The 20,574-nt window shown below is 64.6% G+C and carries 14 protein-coding genes; 10 read left to right on the top strand and 4 right to left on the bottom strand.

All coding sequences use genetic code 11. From position 1 onward, the window contains the following. Window positions 1-89 precede the first annotated feature (89 nt). Window positions 90-1,520: a hypothetical protein gene (locus tag N3J91_08800; protein ID MCX8156528.1), complete on the top strand. Its 1,431-nt coding sequence runs from the start codon at window positions 90-92 to the stop codon at window positions 1,518-1,520. A gap of 44 nt (window positions 1,521-1,564) precedes the next feature. On the opposite strand, the gene N3J91_08795 is transcribed toward N3J91_08800, so the two are convergent. Next, entirely contained in the window at window positions 1,565-4,447 is a 2,883-nt protein-coding gene (locus tag N3J91_08795) for a PAS domain S-box protein (GenBank protein ID MCX8156527.1), read from the bottom strand. 443 nt (window positions 4,448-4,890) lie between these two features. Between N3J91_08795 and N3J91_08790 the strand changes: the two genes are divergently transcribed. After that, on the top strand, window positions 4,891-6,543 hold the full coding sequence (locus tag N3J91_08790; protein ID MCX8156526.1) for a sulfatase: 1,653 nt from the start codon (window positions 4,891-4,893) through the stop codon (window positions 6,541-6,543). 10 nt (window positions 6,544-6,553) lie between these two features. Then, the gene (gene prmC / locus N3J91_08785) at window positions 6,554-7,456 is read left to right on the top strand and encodes a peptide chain release factor N(5)-glutamine methyltransferase (GenBank protein ID MCX8156525.1); all 903 of its coding nucleotides are present in this window, start codon (window positions 6,554-6,556) and stop codon (window positions 7,454-7,456) included. Between the two features lie 86 nt (window positions 7,457-7,542). Here the strand turns inward: prmC and N3J91_08780 are convergent, their stop codons facing one another. Next, the gene (locus tag N3J91_08780; protein ID MCX8156524.1) at window positions 7,543-9,309 is read right to left on the bottom strand and encodes a hypothetical protein; all 1,767 of its coding nucleotides are present in this window, start codon (window positions 9,307-9,309) and stop codon (window positions 7,543-7,545) included. A 701-nt stretch (window positions 9,310-10,010) separates the two neighbouring features. On the opposite strand from N3J91_08780, the gene N3J91_08775 reads away from it, so the two are divergent. From N3J91_08775 to N3J91_08745, 7 genes are read left to right on the top strand one after another with little or no spacing between them, the layout of a single operon-like run. Next, window positions 10,011-10,697: a PTS sugar transporter subunit IIA gene (locus N3J91_08775; GenBank protein MCX8156523.1), complete on the top strand. Its 687-nt coding sequence runs from the start codon at window positions 10,011-10,013 to the stop codon at window positions 10,695-10,697. After that, on the top strand, window positions 10,694-12,691 hold the full coding sequence (locus tag N3J91_08770) for a proton-conducting transporter membrane subunit (protein ID MCX8156522.1): 1,998 nt from the start codon (window positions 10,694-10,696) through the stop codon (window positions 12,689-12,691). Before N3J91_08775 ends, N3J91_08770 begins: the two co-directional genes overlap by 4 nt. A 4-nt stretch (window positions 12,692-12,695) precedes the next feature. Next, a complete protein-coding gene (locus tag N3J91_08765) occupies window positions 12,696-13,607 on the top strand; it encodes an NADH-quinone oxidoreductase subunit H (protein ID MCX8156521.1) in 912 nt (303 codons plus the stop codon). A 9-nt stretch (window positions 13,608-13,616) separates the two neighbouring features. Further along, window positions 13,617-14,255: a hydrogenase gene (locus tag N3J91_08760; GenBank protein ID MCX8156520.1), complete on the top strand. Its 639-nt coding sequence runs from the start codon at window positions 13,617-13,619 to the stop codon at window positions 14,253-14,255. Between the two features lie 5 nt (window positions 14,256-14,260). After that, window positions 14,261-15,748 carry a proton-conducting transporter membrane subunit gene (locus tag N3J91_08755; GenBank protein MCX8156519.1) on the top strand — a complete coding sequence of 496 codons (1,488 nt, stop codon included), beginning with the start codon at window positions 14,261-14,263 and terminating at the stop codon, window positions 15,746-15,748. Between the two features lies 1 nt (window position 15,749). Next, window positions 15,750-17,258: an NADH-quinone oxidoreductase subunit C gene (locus N3J91_08750; GenBank protein ID MCX8156518.1), complete on the top strand. Its 1,509-nt coding sequence runs from the start codon at window positions 15,750-15,752 to the stop codon at window positions 17,256-17,258. Window positions 17,259-17,268: 10 nt separating this feature from the next. After that, entirely contained in the window at window positions 17,269-18,045 is a 777-nt protein-coding gene (locus tag N3J91_08745; protein ID MCX8156517.1) for a hydrogenase, read from the top strand. On the opposite strand, the gene N3J91_08740 is transcribed toward N3J91_08745, so the two are convergent. Beyond that, window positions 18,042-19,079: a Gfo/Idh/MocA family oxidoreductase gene (locus N3J91_08740; protein ID MCX8156516.1), complete on the bottom strand. Its 1,038-nt coding sequence runs from the start codon at window positions 19,077-19,079 to the stop codon at window positions 18,042-18,044. The two genes, N3J91_08745 and N3J91_08740, sit on opposite strands and share 4 nt — an antisense overlap. Window positions 19,080-19,110: 31 nt before the next feature. Beyond that, entirely contained in the window at window positions 19,111-20,502 is a 1,392-nt protein-coding gene (locus N3J91_08735) for a TIM barrel protein (GenBank protein ID MCX8156515.1), read from the bottom strand. Window positions 20,503-20,574: the final 72 nt, after the last annotated feature.

Below are 20,574 nucleotides of genomic sequence, written 5' to 3'. Positions count from 1 at the left end.
CCATAGGGGGGTCACGATGTACCCAGCTCATCCCACGGTCTTGATATTTTGTCCTGGGGAGTTCTTTTCTAGAGTGTTAATATTTAACCATGCAGCTCCTCCAAAGTTTTTCGGCTACTGCCGGCCTTGTTTTGGCGACAGGTCTGGCCCTGGCCCAGGCTCCGGCGGGCCAGACTGTGCCCCCTGCCCTGCGCCTGGGTACGGCGGCGGTGGACATCACACCGCCTCTGGGCATCTTGCTGGCCGGTTATTACCATGAACGGGGCGCCGATGGCGTCCTGGATCCCCTGCTCTGCAAAGCCGTGGTTCTCGAGTCCGGTGGCGAACGCGCCGCGCTCGTCGCCCTGGATTTAATTTGGGTGACCCGGCCCGTCACCGACGCCGCCCGGGCGGCAATTGAGCAAGCCACGGGCATCAAGGTTGGCGGCATCATGATTTGCGCCACCCATGCCCACACGGGACCGGAGCTGGCGCATCAAGGGCTGCGCCATGCCACCCTAGGCGAGCCTCAGGCCCTGGTAAAGGAATACACCGCCCGCCTGCCGGCCCGGATTGCGGAGGCCGTGCGCCGCGCCGACCAGGCACGGCAGCCGGCCCTCTTGAGCGCAGTGAAGGCCCGCTGCGAGAATCTCACCTTTAATCGCCGTTATTTCATGCGCGATGGCTCGGTGGCCTGGAATCCCGGCAAGCTAAACCCCAACGTCATGCTGCCCGCGGGCCCGGCGGACGCGGAGGTCGGGGTGTTGCTCTTTGAATCGCCCGGCGCGCGCGGACCGGCCCAGTCCCTCGCCACGCTGGTGCATTATGCCATGCACACCGATACCACCGGCGGCAGCAAGTTCAGCGCGGACTGGCCCGGCGCCCTCAGCCGCGTGCTGGCCGGGTATCACGGCACTCAGCACCTCTCGCTCGTGTTAAACGGCGCCTGCGGCAACTTGAACCATATTGACGTGAACTGGCGCTGGCCCCAAAGCAGCCCCCTCGAACAGCACCGCATCGGCACAATCCTGGGCGCAACCGTGTTTCAAAGTTACAAGCAGCTTCAACCGCTGGCCCCGGGAGCCATCCGGTTTGCCTCCCAATGGGTGGATTTGCCCGCCGCCACCGTCTCGCCGGCGGAGGTCGAAGCGGCACGGCGTTTCCTGGCGGAGGCCAAAGATGACCGCGGCGCGAATTTCATGCAGAAGGTCCGCGCGTATCGCGCACTGGATCTGGCGGCCCAGGCCGGCCAACCTTATCGCGTGGAAGTGCAGGTCATCGCGCTGGGGCGTGAAATCGCTTGGATCAGCCTGCCGGGCGAGGTCTTCACCGAACTCGGATTGGCCATGAAGAAACGCTCCCCCTTTCCCTTCACTTTTCCAGTTTATCTGGCCAATGAGAGTGTGGGCTACATCCCCGACCGCCGCAGTTACGCCGAAGGCGCGTATGAGCCGGAGAGCGCCCGGGTGGCGCCGGGGGCGGGCGAGCAATTGGTGGACACCGCCGTGGCCTTGTTGCAGCGGCTGTACCAAGGCCCATAGCCCCGCCGACCTTTCAGCCGCCTCGTCCCTCCCCCCCTGCCCCCCTAGGCCCCCGGGGCCGGGGAGGCCGATGAATCCAGGGTCTGACGGACCGTCTGCGCAAGCTGCCGTGGCGTGAACGGTTTTGCCAAAAAGGTTTTCTGCGCAAAAAAGTCGGGCTTGTCCACCGGGCTTTCGCCCGGATAACCGCTGATATAAATCACCTTCAACGCCGGATTCTGCGCCAGCAATCGCCTGGCCAGCTCATCGCCGCGAAGGTCCCCGGGCATGATGATGTCCGTAATCAAAAGCTGAATGGCCTGCTGGTGCTGTGCGAAAACCTCCAACGCTTCCCGGCCGTGTTTGGCCATCAGCACGTTGTAACCATACTTGCGCAACCCCTTGGCGGCCAGTTCGCGCACCGGCGCTTCGTCTTCGACCAGCAGAATCGTCTCCTGCCCGCCGCGCAGCGGCGTGACCCCGACCGCCGGGGACGCCCCCGCCAAACTGCGCGTCGCCGGAAAATAAATTTGAAAAGTGCTGCCCTGGGCGGGCGTGCTTTGCACGTGAATACCCCCATGCAGTTCGCGCAAGGCATTGGCCACCACCGTCAGGCCAATGCCGGTTCCTTTGCCCCGTTCTTTGGTGGTAAAGAAGGGATCAAAAATCCGCGGCAAGATCTCCGGGTTGATGCCACAACCGGTATCCTGCACCGTGAGCCGCACAAAGGGGCCGTGTTTGGGGAGGTTGGGGGCCAGCGTCAGGGCCTCGGCAGTCTCCACCACGGCCGTTTCAATCAGCAAGGTACCCCCCTTGGGCATGGCGTCCCGGGCGTTGAACGCCAGATTCAACAGGATTTGCTCCAACAAGGTGCGATCCCCCTTGAGCCAGGCGCCCTCGGGACAAAGATGGGTGACAATAACGATCTGATCGTTCAACCGCCGGGTCAGAAGCCGGCTCACCTGCCGGACCACCTCGTTCAGCTCCAAATCCTCCATCGTGAGAATGTCGCGGCGCGCCAGACTGAGCAGTTGACTGGTGATGCGGGCGCCTACCTGCGCCGAGCCGGCAATTTGATCCACATCCTCGCGCAGATGGGCGGGCAGCGCGGCATCTTCTTGCAACATGTTCGCACTCATCATGATCGAAGTGAGAATGTTGTTGAAGTCGTGCGCCACGCCGTGGGCGATCATGCCGATGATCTCCATCTTTTGCGTCTGCCGCAGCTCTTCCTCCACCGCTTTGCGCGCGGTAAGGTCTTCAAAGATGCCCACCACTTTGACCGTGCTGCCGAGTGCGTCAAGCACGGGGGAAAGGGTGACCTCGGCCACGAACATCTCGCCCCCGGCCCGCCGCGCCCGCAATTCACCCCGCCACGTCTGGCCCAGCAACAGCAACTGCAGGATGTTCTCCAAACTCTCCGCCTGCTCCTCTGCCGGCGGCAGGAAATAATCCTCCCAATTCTTACCGTCCACCGACTCCCGCGACACTCCCAGATGAGCCGCGAAAGCAGGATTGACCCACTCGATGCCGCCGGCTGCATCGGCCAGGAAGATGCAGGCCGCGCTGGCCTCCAGCGCGCTCAATAGCAGCCGCTCTCGGGCCATGAGTTCGCGCTGACCGGTGATGTCCAGACAGAAGCCGATGTAACCTTGAAAAGCGCCCTGCCGGTCAAACACGGGCACGGCCTCCTCCTGCAGCCAGCGGTAGTGGCCGTCGTGCCGTTGCAAACGGTAAACGAACTGGCAGGGCCGGTGCTGTTGCAAGGCCTCTTGAAAGGCGGCATCACAGCCCGCCAGATCGTCCGGATGCACCCCCGCTTTCCAACCTTCTCCCTGCTCCTCCTGCAAACTGCGCCCGCGGAACGCCAGCCAGCGCTGGTTAAAATAATCAAACGTCCCCTGCGCATCACAATGCCACACCAGCGCCGGCGCGGACTCAATGAGCGTCCGATATCGGAACTCACTCTCAATTAAAGCGTTGTGAGCTTCCCGTTCCCGGGTCTGATCCCTAAACACCAACACCACGCCGCGGCAACGCCCCTGGTCATCCTTGATGGGCGCCGCACTGTCGGCAATGGGATACTCCCTGCCCTGCCGGTGGCGCAGGACAGTGTGATTGGCCAGCCCCACCACCTTGCCCTCCTGCAAGACCCGGCGAACGGGGTTTTCCACCGGTTGGGCGGTGTGCTCATTAAAAATCGGAAAGATTTCTTCGATGGGACGCCCCACCGCTTCTTGCTGAGGCCACCCGGTCAGTTGCTCGGCGGTGGGATTCAAACTCACAATCCGTCCTTGCAAATCCGTCACCATGACGCCATCCGCAATGGAGCGCAGGGTGATGTCCAGCCGCTGATTGGTCTGGCGCAGCTCCGCCAACAACCGGCCAAGATCCTCCTGGTCAGCCAGGACTTTGCCGGCCAGCACCGTCAGCAGGGGGTAGGCCACCAAGATGGGCAGCGCCATTTTCTCCAGGGTCTTCCACCGCACGCTCACGGGCAATGTGATGGTCAGACACAACATCACCACATGCACCACCACGCCGAACAGCAACAACTGGCTCGCCCGGGGCGCATGTGGCTGCTGGCGCCAACGATAATGAAAGGCCAGTCCAATGGCCGCAGAGGTGATTACGGTCAACACCCCCATGTACACCCCATTCCCGCCCAGCCCGGCCCGATACAAGGCCGTGGGAATGACGCTGACCAGGGCCGCCCATGGCCCAAAAAACAATGCGCACAAGCTGAGCATCATGCTGCGGCCGTCAAAAAACACCCCCTTCTCCAACTCCATGGGACGGATCATGCCGATGATTGCCGCCGTGGCAAACAGGAGGCCTTGAATAACCGCGCCGGTGCTGCCCCGCGGATTGAACCGCCTCCCGAAAAATGTGGAAACCACCGTCAGCGCTACCAACAAACTCAGGTTGAGGATCAAATCCATCGCCATACGGCATCCTCCCTTAAAACGAAACCGCCTTCCACAGCCAGGCCCCGGGCGCGCTGAAAACAATTTACCACCCGTATTGGTGGAAGGCGATTCACGGCTACCTGCTTTGTTCCATCGCAGAAAAGGCCGCCAAAGTCCAGTTTGAACTGGAAGCTTCCGGGAAACTTTGCGGCAGCTCATGCCGGCCCCCTTGCTGCACGGCGCGCAACCCGTACCCAGCGGAAGCTGTCGGCTTTCGCGCGCAGGCCACGGGTCTTCAATGAGTTGCCTGTTTCAACCCGGTCATGCGGGGCTTACCGCATTAAAGTAAGAAAAAGAGGTTGGGGCATCATGGTAGTTAAGTTTTTTCCGCCCGGGTCCGCAGGGAACCTGTCTTGCATCCCTTCGTACCAGCCCGATTTGCAGCATTGACAAGGCCCGCCCCACCGGACTTGACTGAGGTCATGCGCTCCAGCATCGCGTGGTGCCTGATGGCCGTTGCCTGGCTCCTGCCGTGGCCGGTCCAAACCGCCCCGGCCCGGCCGCCGCTCAACATTCTCTTTTGTTTTGCCGACGACTGGGGCAAATACGCAGGCGCTTACGCCCCCCATGACCCGCAGCCTAATGTCAACGAAATCGTCAAAACTCCCCATCTGGACCGCGTAGCCCGCGAGGGCGTGCTGTTTCTCAATGCCTTTGTCAACTCGCCCTCCTGCACCCCCTGCCGCAGCTCCATCCTCTCCGGCCGCCATTTCTTTACCACCGGCCGGGGCGCCATTTTGCGTAATGCCGTTTGGGACGACCGCATCCCCAGCTTTCCCCTGCTCCTGCGCGACGCAGGCTACCATATTGGCAAAAGTTACAAGGTCTGGAGCCCGGGCCGGCCCGCCGACGCCCCCTATGGCGGACAGCAATACGCCTATGAGCGGGCAGGACGCGCTTTCAATGATTTTTCGGAAAACGTCACCCGCATGGTCGCCACCAACCTGCCCCTGGCGGAAGCCAAGGCGCGGGTGCTGCAGCAGGTGCGTCAAAACTTCGCCGATTTCCTGGCCGCCCGCCCGCCCGGCAAACCTTTCTGTTACTGGTTTGGCCCCACGCTGACGCATCGCACCTGGGAACGGGGCAGCGGCAAAGCCCTCTGGGGCATTGACCCCGACCGCCTCCGCGGCCGGCTGCCGCCCTTTTTGCCGGATGTGCCCGAGGTGCGCGAGGACTTTGCCGATTATCTGGGCGAAGTGCAGGCGTGGGATGCCGGCGTGGGCGTGCTGTTGGAAGAACTGGAGCGTGTGGGCGAACTGGAGCGCACCCTCATTGTCATCAGCGGCGATCACGGCGCGCCCGGTTTTCCCAACGGCAAATGCAACTTGTACGACTTCGGCGTGCAGGTGGCCCTGATCGCGCGCTGGCCCGGCGCCCGCGGCGGCCGCGTGGTGGAAGATTTCACCCTGTTGATGGACCTGGCCCCCACCTTCCTCGAGGCCGGTGGTCTGCCGCCCGCCCCCGGCATGCACGGACGCAGCCTCGTGCCCCTGTTGGTGAGCGATCGCTCGGGCCAGGTGGATCCCACCCGCACCTGGGTCATCACCGGCCGCGAGCGGCATGTGGATATTGCGCGCGAGGGCAACCTGCCCTATCCCCACCGCGCCCTGCGCACGCGTGATTTTCTCTACATCCGCAATTTCGCGCCGGAGCGCTGGCCCATGGGAGCCCCCCTGGCCGTCACGGCCACCAGCGCGCCGCCCTTTGAGGTGCTCGCCCGCAACACCATGATTGCCTTCCCCGATTTCGACGCCAGTCCCACCAAGGCCTGGCTCATCGCCCAACGCCACGCCCCGGAATGGCAGAAGTTTTACGACATCGCCTTTGGCAAACGTCCTGCGGAGGAATTGTACGATTTGCGCCGGGATCCCCATCAGACGCGCAACGTGGCCGGGCAGACGGAGTATGCCCAAATCCAACAACAGTTGTCCCGCCAGTTGATGGAGGAACTCAAACGCCTGGGAGATCCGCGGGTGACGGGGGACGGGTTGACCTTCGAGCGTCCCCCCTTCACTGACCTGGAGGCCACTGCTCCCCCGCCCAAAGCTGGCGCCGGCCAGAAAAAATCACCCTAGGAGCGGCGGCGTGACCATCCTCGAAGTCATTCAGAAAAGCACGGCTTATTTGGAGCGGCACGGTGTGTCCTCGGCGCGGTGGCAGGCGGAATGTCTGCTGGCGCATGTCCTGCAAACCCAGCGCCTGCAGCTTTACCTGCGCTTTGATCAAGCCGTCGCGGAGCCCGCCCTGGAACAAATGCGGCAACTCCTGCGCCGCCGCGCCGCGCGCGAGCCGCTGCAACATCTGGTGGGCACGGTGGCCTTTGGCGATTTTGAATTGCTTACCACCCCGCAGGCCCTGATCCCACGGCCGGAAACCGAATTATTATTGGAGCACGCCGCCCGCTGGCTGACGGCGCGCCTGGCGCAGCCGGGGGCACCGCCCTCCCCGCGCCTCCTTGACTGGGGCACCGGCTCCGGCTGCCTGGCGATTGGCCTGGCCCGACAATTCCCCCAGGCGCAAGTGACGGCCCTCGACCTCTCCTCCGAGGCCTTGTCCCTGGCCCGGCAGAATGCGGAAAAAAATGGAGTGGGCGGGCGCATTCATTTCCTGCTCAGCGATGGCTACGCCGCCGTACCCTCCGATTCCCGCTTTGATCTGGTGGTGGCCAATCCGCCCTACATTCCCACCGCGGAAATCGCCCAACTCGAGCCCGAAGTGCGCGAGCATGATCCACGGCCGGCATTGGATGGAGGCACCGACGGCCTCCTCTTTTATCGCCGACTGGCTCGAGAAAGCCCCCCCTACCTTGCCCCGGGCGGCACTTTGTGGATGGAACTGGGGCATGGCCAGGCCGCGGCAGTGAGCCAGATTTTCACGGCGGCAGGCTGGCAGATTATGGCTCTGGAGCAGGATTATCAGCGCATCGAGCGCGTCCTCGCCGTGAACTGGCCGGACACGGCCCGAGGGCCACTCCCCCAAAACGCGTAATGCCCGTCGCCCGTCGGCCATCCCCCATTCGGGATGGGGATTACGGCCCGCATCAACTCCCGGGAAAAAAAGAGGCCGAGGCTTGCCTAGCAACCCTCAGTAGCAGGGCGCGATTCCTCCACCACCCCCGCCGGAGCGGCCGGACATGAGGACGGCTCCTCCGCGGTAGGCGCAGCAGCCAGGGTTCCCCCCTCGGCCGGCAGGGAGGAGTTGGCCTCTGGCTCCGCAGCCGCAGCCCCTGCCGCATCAGGCGTGGGCGCGGTGGTGACGGCCTCTGCAGCCGCTGCGGCGGCACCAGCCTCCGCCGATCCCGTAGCCGCCACCTCCGCGGCCGGGGCGGCCGGCGCAGGAGCCGGAGCAGGTTTGGGCGGTTTGGGCGCGGGTTTTTTGGCGGTAAGCAGCACGCCGGTGGCCAGCTCCAAGACGTGCCCTTGATGCACCAGCCAGTGCAAATCGCTGATAATGGCCATCTGCTCCGGCGTGGGCTCCGGCGCCGGCGGCGCCGCAGGCTGGCCGCCTGGCGGGGCTTCGGCGGCAGCCGCCGTGCCCCCGGCTTGCCCGTCGGAGGCAGGCGCTTCCACGGCCGGGACGGCCGAAGGCGGCGCGGGTGCCAGCGCCTCGATGAGTTTCTGGCGGGTGCTGCCAGGATTTTGTTGAATGAACTGGATGATGCGGCGCACGTTGTCGGAGACAATGGACGTCTCCAAATCCAGGTAATGCGGCCGGGCCACGCCCACGTAAGTGATGTCCTTTTCCAGCTTGAAAAACTGCAACTTGCGCTCGTTGAACAGCGCGCTCAAGGAATGGACCAGCTCCAGCGGGAAGCGGCGCTGTTTTTCGATGAGCTGCAAGGCCAGCCGCCGCAGGCCGCGGCAGGGCAACTGCAGGGCCGCCTGCCCGTTGAGCGAGTGGGATTCCACTTCCTGCAACACGTTGGGCAGGTGCACTTCACGGAAGTGCGCCAACACACTCTCGCGGTCGGCCAGCCGGGGCGCCTCCGGCACGTTCAGGCACACGTATTCCGTCTTCCAGCTCTGGTCTTCAATCCACTTCTTGACCACGGCTTCATCGCGCACAATGCGAATCTTGGACTTGAAAACCTCCAGGGGCAGGTGCGCAAAGTGCTCGCGGTGCAGCCGGCGCAATTCCTCCTGATAACCGTGGTAATTGGGCGGGCCCAACACCGCCCCGTTGAGATCGCACACCGCCACAAAGGTGTACACCCCCTTGGGGGGCGCCGTGGGCGTGCGCTCGGCCTGATAGAACATGTCAAAATGCTTGTCCAGCAGGTACTGCACCGCCTCCTCCTTGTCGGTCCACACCGTTTCATCCAGTGCGCAACGGTAAAGCGGCTGCTCGATGGCCCCGCTCTGGTTTTTCAGGACGTGGAAGCGGATCAGAAAACGCTCGTTCTTTTGCAGAATCAAACGGGCCAGATCAAAAATGGGATACGAGCGCCCCGTGGCGCGGATTTGCCGGGCCAGGCTGTCCGCCACTTTCTCTTCAATGGTGATGCCCACCCTGACTTTGGGCAATGGCTCCCGCTCCACCGGCCGGGGCGGCCCGGAGCGGCGGTGATCCCGGCGTCCCCGCGGAGGCGGCGGGCGCTGCGCGCCCTGCTCGGCGGAGCGGGCGGGAGGGCGCTGGCCCTGACGCTCGGCTGCCGGGCCCGGTCCCCGGTCTCCACGGCGCGGTTCACCAAAACCTTCACGACGTCTCCCGGGACCACGGCGGCGGCCCCCGCTTTCTTCCTCGCCCGTGTAATGTTCAAAGCGGTTGGCGGGCGGCGCCTCTTTGGCCCAGGCCGGCAGGAACATCCGTTCCAAATCCAATAATGGCAGACTTTCGCTCATAGATACCCAAGGCCTGTTGTGGACTGCATCGAGTGCACAGCAGGTGTGTTGCCTTGCCCTTTTTCCTCAGGGCAATTCAATCTGAACAGCATGGGCTGTCGCGCACAGGATTGCAAGCGCGCAAATCACCCCCCCCCTCCGCCTCCTCCGCCCCTCCAGGGCCGTTCACGACAATGCCGCCTTCCTCGGAGGCCGCCAAATGTGTTGCTGAACTTGGCCGCCAGGCCGCGGGTTTTGTCCCCGTCCGCACAACGTCTCGCCCCCGCGGGGGGACAGCTGAAGGATTTACCCGCGGCACAAACCCGGCTCCGGCCCGCACACCGCCACACCCCCTTGAGCTCCCGTCCACGTCCCCCCTTGACAACTTTTGCGTTCAAGTTCTTACTACCTACCGTTAGGAAGGGAAGCGTCTCCGGCGGGATAAGCTCCCGCATAGAGAAGAAGCTCCCCATCTTTTGGACATCCGACACCCAAAAGTGCCTTTCGAGGTGGTTTTGGGTGTTTTTCTTTGTGGCAGGCATGGAGCATCGCGTCCAGCCGCGGTGGTGGGACGGCAATCCGCCAGGGATTGAACCGCAGGCCCGCACTGTGCCCGGAGCTCCTGCCCCCAGCGGTGAGCCGGATTTTCCTGCCGCCGCCTTATCCCGGGCGTCTTGAGACGCCCCAGCCCCTTTCTATCCATGCAATGGACCGTTCAAGATGTGGCTCGCGCTTTTGATGTCTCGGAGAAGACCATCCATCGCTGGGTCAAGGAACGCCAACTGCCGGCGTTCCGCGACGGCTCCTGGTTGCGCTTCAGCCGCGAGGAGGTGCTGGAATGGGCGGCCATGCAGCGGCTTCCGCTTTCCCCGCAGTTTCTCGCTGCAGCGGAGAACGATGCCTCGCCCCTGCCCACGCTGGCTGAGGCGTTGACCGCAGGTGGAGTGCATTACGGCGTGGAGGGGGCAGACAAGCAATCCGTGCTGCGTGCGGTGGTCAACCGGTTGCGGCTGCCCCCCAGCATCAACCGCGACTGGCTGTGGGCGCTGCTCTGGGCGCGGGAATCGCTGGAGTCCACCGCCGTGGGCGAAGGCGTGGCCATTCCTCATCCCCGCCATCCCATCGTGCTGGACCTTGCCAGGCCCCTGGTGAGCCTGTGCTTTCTCCGCCAGCCGGTGGACTTCGGCGCCCTGGACGGGCAGCCGGTGTTTGCGTTGTTCCTCCTGATTTCGCCCACGGTCAAGGTGCATTTGCATTTGCTGGCACGCCTGGCCTATGGCCTGCGCGATGCCCGCCTTAAAGCATTGCTGAGCGCGCGGGCCGGTGAGCAGGATCTGCTGGCCGCCGTGGCCGCCACAGAGGCCGGGCTGGCCGCCGCACGAAACACCCCCCCCGCCAAGAAATTATGAACAAGATGGGATTGGCCCTGAGCTTTTGGTTTTTCGGCGGTTTGCTGCCCCTGCTGGTGCGCCGACATCCCCGCTTGGCCATCCTCATGGGGATGGCCGCTCAAATGGGCGGCGCCCTCTTTGCGGGTGCCGCCGCCCTGGACGCCTTGCTCTCCGCGGAGGTCACGAGCTGGCGCCTGCAGTGGCCGTCGGCGGCTGGTCAGTTTCATGTGGCTGTGGACCCCCTTACAGCCTGGTTTCTGCTGGTGATTGCGTGGCTGGCGGCCGTCACCGCGCTTTATGGCGCAGGCTATGGGCAACCCGCACAAGGCCGGCGCTCGCCGGCCGCAGGCTGGTTTTTCTCCAACCTGTTGGTGGGCGGCATGGCCCTGGTGGTGGTGGCGCGGGATGCCGTGCTGTTTCTGGCGGCATGGGAGATCATGACGGTGGCTTCATTTTTCCTGGTCACCTACGAGGATGAATCACCCGCCCATCGCCGGGCCGGCTGGATTTACCTGGTCGCCTCCCATTTGGGGGCGGCTTTTCTGCTGACGTTCTTTCTCTGGCGGGGCCACTTGGCGGGTTCCATGGATTTTGCCGCTTGGGCGGCGCAACCGGTGGACGGCCATGCCCTGGGTGCCTGGTTTTTGCTGGCGATCCTGGGCTTTGGCGTCAAAGCCGGTTTCATGCCCCTGCATGTCTGGCTGCCGGAGGCTCATCCGGCAGCGCCCAGTCATATTTCGGCGCTGATGTCGGGCGTGATGATCAAAACCGGCATCTACGGGCTGTTGCGCAGCCTGAGTTTTTTCGCAAACTGGCCGGAATGGTGGGGCTGGCTGTTCTTTACGGTGGGATTGGTTTCCGGCGTCTTTGGCATTTTGCTGGCGCTGGCCCAAAAAGACCTCAAACGCCTGCTGGCCTATTCGAGCGTGGAAAACATGGGCATTATTACGCTGGGCGCGGGCCTGGGACTGCTGGGAGTCGCCTGGAAATTGCCGGCGCTGGCCGTGGCCGGTTGGGCCGGAGCACTGCTGCATGTCCTCAATCATGCGTTGTTCAAGAGTTTGCTCTTTTTGGGCGCCGGCAGTGTGCTGCACGGCGCCGGCACCCGCAACCTGGAGCAACTGGGCGGACTGCTCCGGCGCATGCCCTGGACCGCCGCATGCTTCCTGGTGGGGGCCATCGCCATCGTCGGCCTGCCGCCCCTGAACGGTTTTCTAAGCGAGTTTTTATTGTACCTGGGCGCGGTGGACGGGCTGAACAGCGCGCATGGCAGGGCGGCGCTGGCCGGCGCCCTGACGCTGGCCGGACTGGCTTTGATGGGCGGCCTGGCCCTGGTCTGTTTCACGAAGGCGGTGGGCGTGGCCTTTCTGGGCGAGCCGCGCAGTACGGCCGCCCTTCATGCACATGAATCCGGGCCGGCCATGCGCAGCGGGCTGCTGCTCCTGGCGGCGGCATGCGGGCTGGTCGCCCTGCTGGCTCCGCTGGGGTGGAAGATCTTGACGCCCCTGATCACCGCGCTTTGCCCGGTTCCTGGAATTTCCGGCAACGAGCGGCTGTTGGCGGTGCTGGCACGCCAGCAGGCACTGCTTTGGCGGCTGAGCGCCCTGGGCGGCGGCCTCATCATCCTCGTGGCCCTGGTGGCACTCCTGCGCCGGGTCTGGCTGCGGGCGCGGCCGGTGAGCCGGGCGGTGACCTGGGATTGCGGCTACGCGCAGCCCACGGCCCGGATGCAATACACCGCCTCCTCGTTTGTGCAGCCGCTCACCCTGCAGTTTCAGGCGCTCTTGCGGCCGCAAACCCAGGGCCGGCCGCCGGAGGGCTTTTTCCCGCGGCATGCCTCCCTGGCCACCGACACCCCGGACACCAGCCAGCGCGAGCTTTATCAACCGTTGTTTGGCCGGCTCCGGGAGACTCTGGGGCGGCTCCGCTGGTTGCAGCATGGCAATGTGCATCTCTATGTGCTGTACCTGGCGCTCACCCTGCTGGCCTTGTTGTTGTTTGCCTTGAGATAATGCCATGATCGCGTTTGTCCCACCTTTGCTGGGCCTGTTGCTCGCCCCCCTGCTGCTGGGGGTGATCCATCGTACCAAGGCCTTTTTTGCCGGACGCCAGGGGCCGCCCCTGCTGCAATTGTATTATGATCTGGGGAAGCTGTTGCGCAAAGGAGCGGTGTACAGCCGCACCACTTCCTGGGTGTTTCGCGCCGGGCCAGTCGTCGCGCTGGTGTGCACCGTGGCCGCCCTGATGTTGCTGCCTTTGCTCCACCTGCCGGCCCCGCTGTCGTTTGCCGGGGATTTCGTGGTGATGGCCTATCTGCTGGGCCTGGCCCGCTTGTTCATCGTGCTGGCGGCGCTGGATACCGGCTCCAGCTTTGAGGGCATGGGCGCCAGCCGCGAGGTGCAGTTCTCGGCATTGGCCGAGCCGGCCCTGTTGCTGGGGCTGGGCACGCTGGTGCTGATGGTAGGCGACAATTCCCTCAGCGGCATGTTGGGCCGGCTGAATGCAGGACACTGGCTTGCTTCCGGGCCATCGCTGATTCTGGTGGTGGCGGCCCTGTTTCTGGTGTTGCTGGCGGAAAACGCGCGCATTCCGGTGGATGATCCCAATACGCATCTGGAGCTGACCATGATCCATGAGGTCATGGTGCTGGACCACGGGGGGCCGGATTTCGCCCTGATTCAATATGCGGCGGCGCTGAAGCTCTGGTTGTTTGCCGCGCTGGTGGCCTCGGTGGCGCTGCCGTTGCAGGCGGGCTCCCCGTGGCTGACCCTGCTCACCGGCACGGCGGCCGTGATGGTCATCGGCATGGGGGTGGGGGTGGTGGAATCCACCATGGCCCGCCTGCGTTTGCTCACGGTGCCGCAGTTTTTGTGGGGCGCCACCGTGCTGGCGGCGGTGGCCCTGCTGCTGGCCGCTTCTCAACCCTGATCCCGGTTTATGTTGATTGATTTCCTTTTAATCCTGGTTTTATTGACCCATCTGCGCCTACTGGCCTCCAGCCGGCTCGGGGCCTGTATTCGCACCACCGCCCTCCAGGGCATTCTTCTCTCGCTACTGCCCTTGCTGGCGGGGGGCGAGACGCCGGGGATGCGGGGCGTGGCCCTGGCCCTGGGCAGCGCCCTGCTCAAGGGCTATGTCTTTCCCCGGTTGCTCTTCCGCACTTTGCGCGAGGCGGAGGTCAGCCGGGAGGTGGAGCCGTATGTGGGCTACGGTTTGAGTCTGTTGTTTGGCGTGCTGGCGCTGGGGGCCTCCTTCTGGATCGCCAGCCATCTGCCCCTGCCCGCGCCGCTGGCTTCGCGTTTTCTGGCCCCGGTGGCCATGCTGGGCATGTGGTGCGGGCTGTTTCTCATCATTGCCCGCAAACGGGCCGTAAATCAGGTGCTGGGGTTTATTGTGCTGGAAAACGGCATCTTCACCTTCGGCGCGGGCGTCATGGGCGAGCTGTCGCTGCTCATTGAAATGGGGGTGTTGCTGGATGTTTTTGTGGCGGTCTTTCTCATGGGCATCATGGTCTTTCACATCAGCCGGGAGTTTGACCACATGGATACCGACCGCCTCTCCCATTTGAGGGATTAATAATTATGATGACCTCTCTGCTTCTGCTGCCTGCGGTGGCCGGACTGGCGGCCTTTTTCCTCCGCCATGCCGGCGTGCGCCGCGGCTTGTGGGTGACGGCCGCCGCCGGTCATGCGGGATTGACGGCCCTTTGCTGGATTCAACGACCCCCGCCCGGGCTGGATGGCTGGCTGGCGGTGGATGCGGCCGGGCTGTTGTTCCTGAGCCTCACCAGCGTGCTGTTCCTGGCGGCAGCAGTGTATGGGGTGGGTTACCTGAATCAGCAGCACGCCGCGCCCGCCCCCCGCGAAACCGGCGAGCCCGAGCTGCTCAGCCCGGCGCCTGAATCCGTGTTTATCGGCTGCCAGTTGCTGTTTCTGGCCGCCATGACCCTGGTGGCCCTCAGCCATCACTTTGGGTTGTTGTGGGTGGCCATCGAGGCCACCACCCTGGCCAGTGCCCCGCTCATTTATTATCACCGCAACCGGCGCTCGCTGGAGGCCACCTGGAAGTATTTGTTGATCTGCTCGGTGGGCATTGCGCTGGCCTTGCTGGGCACGTTTTTCCTCGGCGTGGCCACCATCTCAACCGCCAGCGGCAAACCCCTGGCCCTGGTCGTGGAAAACCTGGTCCAGCACGGCGCAGAGCTGCAACCGCAATGGCTGAAGGCAGCCTTCATTTTGATGCTGGTGGGTTACGGCGCCAAGATGGGCCTGGCCCCCCTCCATACCTGGTTGCCGGATGCCCATAGTGAGGCCCCGTCGGTGGTGTCGGCGTTGTTGTCCGGCGCCTTGTTGAACTGCGCCTTCCTGGGGCTCTGGCGGTTGCAGGAGGTTTGCCAGGCGGCGGGGTTGGCCGAATTTGGACAACACTTGCTGCTCCTCCTGGGCTTGAGCTCGCTGGGGGTGGCGGCGGTGTTCATCCTCGGCCAGAAGGACTACAAGCGCCTGCTGGCTTATTCGAGCATCGAGCACATGGGCTTGCTGGCGCTGGGGGTGGGCGTGGGGGGCGTGGGGGCCATGGCCGCCCTGTTGCATGCCATTTTTCATTCGCTCGCCAAAGCCGGCCTGTTTCTCACCGCCGGCCTGATTTTGGATGCCTATCACTCCAAGGACATCAGCCGGGTGCGCGGGGTCTTGCGGGCGCTGCCCCTGCCCGGCGGTTTGTGGCTGGCAGGATTCCTCGCCATCACCGGGGCGCCGCCTTTTGGCTCCTTTTTTAGCGAATGGCTCCTGCTCCGCGGGGCGGTGGAACGGGGTCATTTGTGGGTGGCCGTGGCCGCCCTCGCCGCCCTGGCGGTGGCCTTCATGGGCATGGCCTCGGCGTTTTTGGAAATGGGCCAGGGTCCGTCCACCTGTCCTGCGCATGGTCCCGAGCAGGCCGTGGAAAGACGGACCTGGATGGCCATGCCTCCTCTGGTGTTAATATGCCTGGCCGCCGTCCTGGGCCTGTATCTGCCAGGCCCGCTGGCGGCGCTGGTGCGTGAAGCCGCGCGCGCGGCAGGAGGATTTTGACATGAAAACACCTGGTTGCAGGATCGCCAACGGTGGCATCGTGGCGGCGGCAGCAATTCCGGAGGCCACAGTTACCGAGTTTCGCCAACGCATTTGCGAGGCGGTGGCCGGCGGCGCCCGCCTCGCCGCGCTCTTCGGTCTGCCCGGCGAGGCGGAGGCGCTGCGGTTGATGGCGGTGTTGGCGCACGATCAGGAAGGCCGCCTGGAGCTGCTGGGTTCCGCACCCGTGGGGGAAAAGTACCCCGCCCTCACCCCTGATTGTCCCCAGGCGCACTGGTTTGAGCGCGAGATGGCGGAACAATGGGGCGTGCATCCTGAAGGCCACCCCTGGCTGAAGCCCATTCGGTTCCATCCCGCCTGGCGGCCGGCGGCCGGCACGCCCCCGGCGCCGGAGCCGGGGGTCACGGATTACTTTCGCGTGGAGGGAGAGGAGGTGCATGAAGTGGCGGTTGGCCCGGTCCACGCGGGCATCATTGAACCGGGCCATTTTCGTTTCCAATGCCATGGGGAGCGCGTGATGCACTTGGAAATATCTCTCGGCTACCAGCATCGGGGGGTGGAACCCGCGTTGCGCGGCGGCCCCAATCGCCGCACGCTCGCCATGATGGAAACTGTGGCCGGGGACACCACCATCGGCCATGCCACGGCTTATTGCCAGGTCCTCGAATCCCTGAGCCAGACGCCCGCACCGCCCCGGGCGCAGGCTCTGCGCGCCCTGGCACTCGAGCTGGAGCGCCTGGCCAATCACACCGGCGATCTGGGCGCGCTGGCCGGCGACGTGGGCTTTCTGCCCACCGCCGCCTACTGCGGCCGCATTCGGGGCGACTTTCTCAACCTGACCGCCCTGCTCTGTGGCAACCGCTTTGGCCGCGGCCTGTTGCTCCCCGGCGGGGTGCGCTTCGATGCCGGGGCCGACCGCCTGCAGGCGCTGGAAAAAGTTCTGGCCCAGGCCATGGAGGATGCGGCCAACGCCGTGGATCTGTTGTGGAACACTTCTTCCGTGCGCGCCCGTTTTGAAAATGCGGGGGCGCTGTCGCGCCAGACCGCCGTGGCTCTGGGGCTGGTGGGGCCGGCCGTCCGCGCCTGCGGCGTGGAGCAGGATGTGCGCCGGGACCTGCCCTGGGGCAGATACTGCTTTCAGCAAATCCCCGTTTCCACCTTTGCCACCGGCAACGTGTATGCCCGCGCTTTTGTGCGCTGGCTGGAAATGCAGCGCTCGGCGGCGTTCCTGCGCGATCTGCTCCACACCCTGCCCCCCGGCCCCATCCATGTCCCCCTTCCCCCGTTGGCCCCTCAGCAAGTGGCCGTCGCACTGGTCGAGGGCTGGCGCGGCGAAATCTGCCACGTGGCCATGACCGATGCCGCAGGCAGGCTGGCCCACTACAAAATCGTGGACCCCTCGTTCCACAACTGGTTTGGCCTGGCCATGGCCCTGCGGGAACAGCAAATCTCGGATTTCCCGCTCTGCAACAAAAGTTTCAACCTGTCCTATTGCGGACACGATTTGTAAGGAGGCCCCCATGCTAAGAGTTCTGGCCGCGCGCTGGCATCAAGGACACCGCACCCTGCCCTATCCGCGGGAGCTGCCGCCCCTGCCCGACCGCCTGCGCGGACGCCCGCAGTTGGACCCCACCCGCTGCCCGCCGGGCTGCCAGATTTGCGAAGAGCTCTGCCCCACGCAGGCCATCCGCCACACACCGCAGGGGCTGGCGCTGGACCTGGGCCGCTGCCTGTTTTGCCCGCTGTGCGAGCAAAGCTGCCCCGCGCAAGCCATCCGATTCACCTCCGAACACCGCCTGGCCGTCCGCCGGCGCGAAGATTTGCAGTTCACCGGCCACGAATATGCCCTGGCCCGGCAGCTCGACAAGGAATGCCGCCGCCTGTTCGGGCGTTCGCTCAAACTGCGCCAGGTCAGCGCCGGCGGCTGCAACGCCTGCGAAGCCGACACCAATGTGCTCACCACCGTGGGCTGGGATCTCGGCCGCTTCGGCATCCAGTTTGTGGCCTCCCCGCGCCACGCCGACGGACTCCTCATCACCGGTCCGGTGACCCGCAACATGGAGCTGCCCCTGCGCAAGACTTACGAGGCCGTGCCCCCGCCGCGGCTGGTGATTGCCGTGGGCGCCTGCGCCATTGCCGGCGGGCCTTTTGTGGAGCTGCCGCAGGTGCGCAATGGCGCCGCCGCCGTCGTGCCGGTGGATTTATTCATTCCCGGCTGCCCGCCGCATCCCCTGACGATTCTGGACGGACTCCTGCGTCTCCTGGGACGGCTGCCCAAGCCGGCCACGCCCACTTAACGCGCGGCCTGCGGCTGGGGTTGACCGCTGGCAATCGAGGCCTCCTCGGCCTCGCAAATTTCAATGGCGCTAAGCCCGTCGGCGGCCGTCACCACGCTGGGCGGCCGGCCGGCGAGGATGCTGTCCAGGAAATGCGCAATCTCGCCCACGTAACCATCAGGTCCCTCGCTCCTGACCACCAGGGGCGGCTGGCCCTCCACAAACACCTTGAGCGCCTCCTCACCGCGGGCCACGTCAAAATCCGCCGTGGCACGTTCGAAGTTGACGGTGTAACTCATACTGAAGCCAAAACCCGGCGCCATGGCCCACCCGCCCTCGGCGTGGACAATGGCCCCGCCGGCCACGCGGTACTGCGCCACCACATGGTCAATGGCGCCACTCAGGCAGGTGTAGCCGGTGGCAAACACGGATTGCGGCCGCCCAAAGCAATACTGGACAAAGTCCACATCGTGAATGTGCAAATCCAGCAGCGCTCCGCCCGATTTCTGGCCGTCCATGAACTGCGATTTGCTCCACGCGGGCGGCTCCGCCACGCGGCGGAAGCGGGCGGCAAGCACGCGCCCGTATTGGCCGCTGTCCACCACGTTTTTGAGCCAGGTCCACCCCGGCCAAAAGCGCATGCACATGGCGGGCATCAGATAACCCTGCGCCTGGCGGGCCGCCTCGACCATCTGCCGCGCCAGGGCGCTGGTGCGGGCCATAGGTTTTTCACAAAGCACATGCTTGCCCGCCGCCAGCGCGGCCAGGGCCACCTCGGGATGCAACGGCGTAGGCAGGCAGATGTCCACCATCTCCACCTGCGGGTCCTGCAACAGCTCGCGGTAATCCTGGTACACTCGCACCACGTTCATGTCCAGGGTCACCGGCCGGCCATCGCCCACATTGCCCCCGGCACTGATCTGCCCGTTCTCCGGCCGGCGCACCGCGTCGCACACGGCGACCACCCGCGCCTGCGGCAGTTTTTGCATGGCTTTGAGATGCGTCACCCCCATGAAGCCCAGCCCGATGACTCCGACATTAACCGTTTTGCTCATAATCTGAATGGTTGGTTGGAAGGTGTGGTCTTTACGGCAGCGTTTCCACCCACCGGCGCGCCGCGAGAATGTCGGCCACGCGCTGCTGGCCGGCCTCGCGCTCGATGCACAAATTGCCGTGGAAGCCGATCTCGCTCAGCGTCTGGAAAAAGCCGCGCCAGTTCACCTGGCCCGTGCCCACCGGCACCTCTTCGCCCCACGTGCCCGGCTGGCGCGTGCGGGTGGCGTCCTTCAAATGACACTGCTTCACCCACGGCCCCAGCAGCCGCAGCGCAAACACCGGATTGCCCTGATCATACAAAATCATGTTGGCCGGATCAAAGTTGACTCCCACATTCGGGCAGCCCAGATGCACTAAAAATTCGCGCAAAGTGGCCGCGCTTTCCTGCCCGGTCTCCAGCCCCAGCGTGATGCCCGCCTCCCCAAACAATTGGGCAATCCGCCGCAGCCGCTCCACCAATTTGGCAAACTCCGGCGCCTGGGCATCGTGCGGCAGAAAGCCCGCGTGAAAGGCCACATACTTGAGGCCCAGGCGTTGCGCCAGACGGGCGTTTTCCTGGATGTTGGCCCAGTTCTGCTCCCACGTGTGATCCGGCACCACCCCCCCGGTGCGCCGGATGCTTTCCAGCGTGCTGTAATCTTCTCCCACACACCCAAACATGCCGCTGACCACAGTCACCCCCGCCCGGGCCAGCAGCTCCGGCGCCCGGCCCCACACGGCGGGCTTTTCACGCAACGGATCCAGCCAAAGTTGAAGGCGTTTGAGGCCCAGCTCCTCCAGCTTCTCCACCAGGATTTCCGGCGTCTCCGGCTGCAGCGACCACGAGCACACGCCCAGATGCGGCACATAACGACGCGCATGCCCGGCGGGGGCGGTCAAGTCCACCCCCGTAAGTTTGTGAATAAACCGCACAAACGCCTCGGCCTGCGCCTCCAAGCGCTGCGCCAGCCCTTCCTGATTCAAATCGCCCGCGCCGTCCAGACAATCCCGGATGCCGGGCAGAAACACCCGCTCGGGCAGCAGATGGGCGTTGCGATAGGCAAAGATCTGTTGCAAGTGCTCCACCGCGCGCAAGGCGCCCCATTGACCGTTGGACAATCCCACAAACGCCACCGGCCGGGCCTGGAAACTCTCCGGGAACTTCAGCAGATCAATAAAGTATTTGAGCACACCGGGAAAACTGCCGTTGTACTCGGGCGTCACCACCACCACTCCCGCCGATTGCAGGATGGACTCGGTGAACGGGGCCAGGGCTTCGGGCTTCTGGGCATAAGCCCCGGGCGCAAAGGCGGCGGGCGGTAGCAGCCCCAAATCCATGACCTGCGCCGGAACGCCGCGGCGGCGGTAACACGCTTCGACCGCGCGCGCCACATGCGCGGTGTTGCTGCCGGGACGATTGGTGCCTGCGATGATGGTTATCATGTCCGGAGAATGCCTGAAGAACAGCAGGGCCGCAAGACTTCTGGCAGATGTTGGCATTGTCGTGCCATAAGA

The organism is Verrucomicrobiia bacterium (assembly GCA_026414565.1).
Taxonomy (GTDB): domain Bacteria; phylum Verrucomicrobiota; class Verrucomicrobiia; order Limisphaerales; family Fontisphaeraceae; genus Fontisphaera.
Note: the sequence above shows the minus strand (reverse complement) of the source record. Positions and strands in the feature narration are given on the sequence as shown.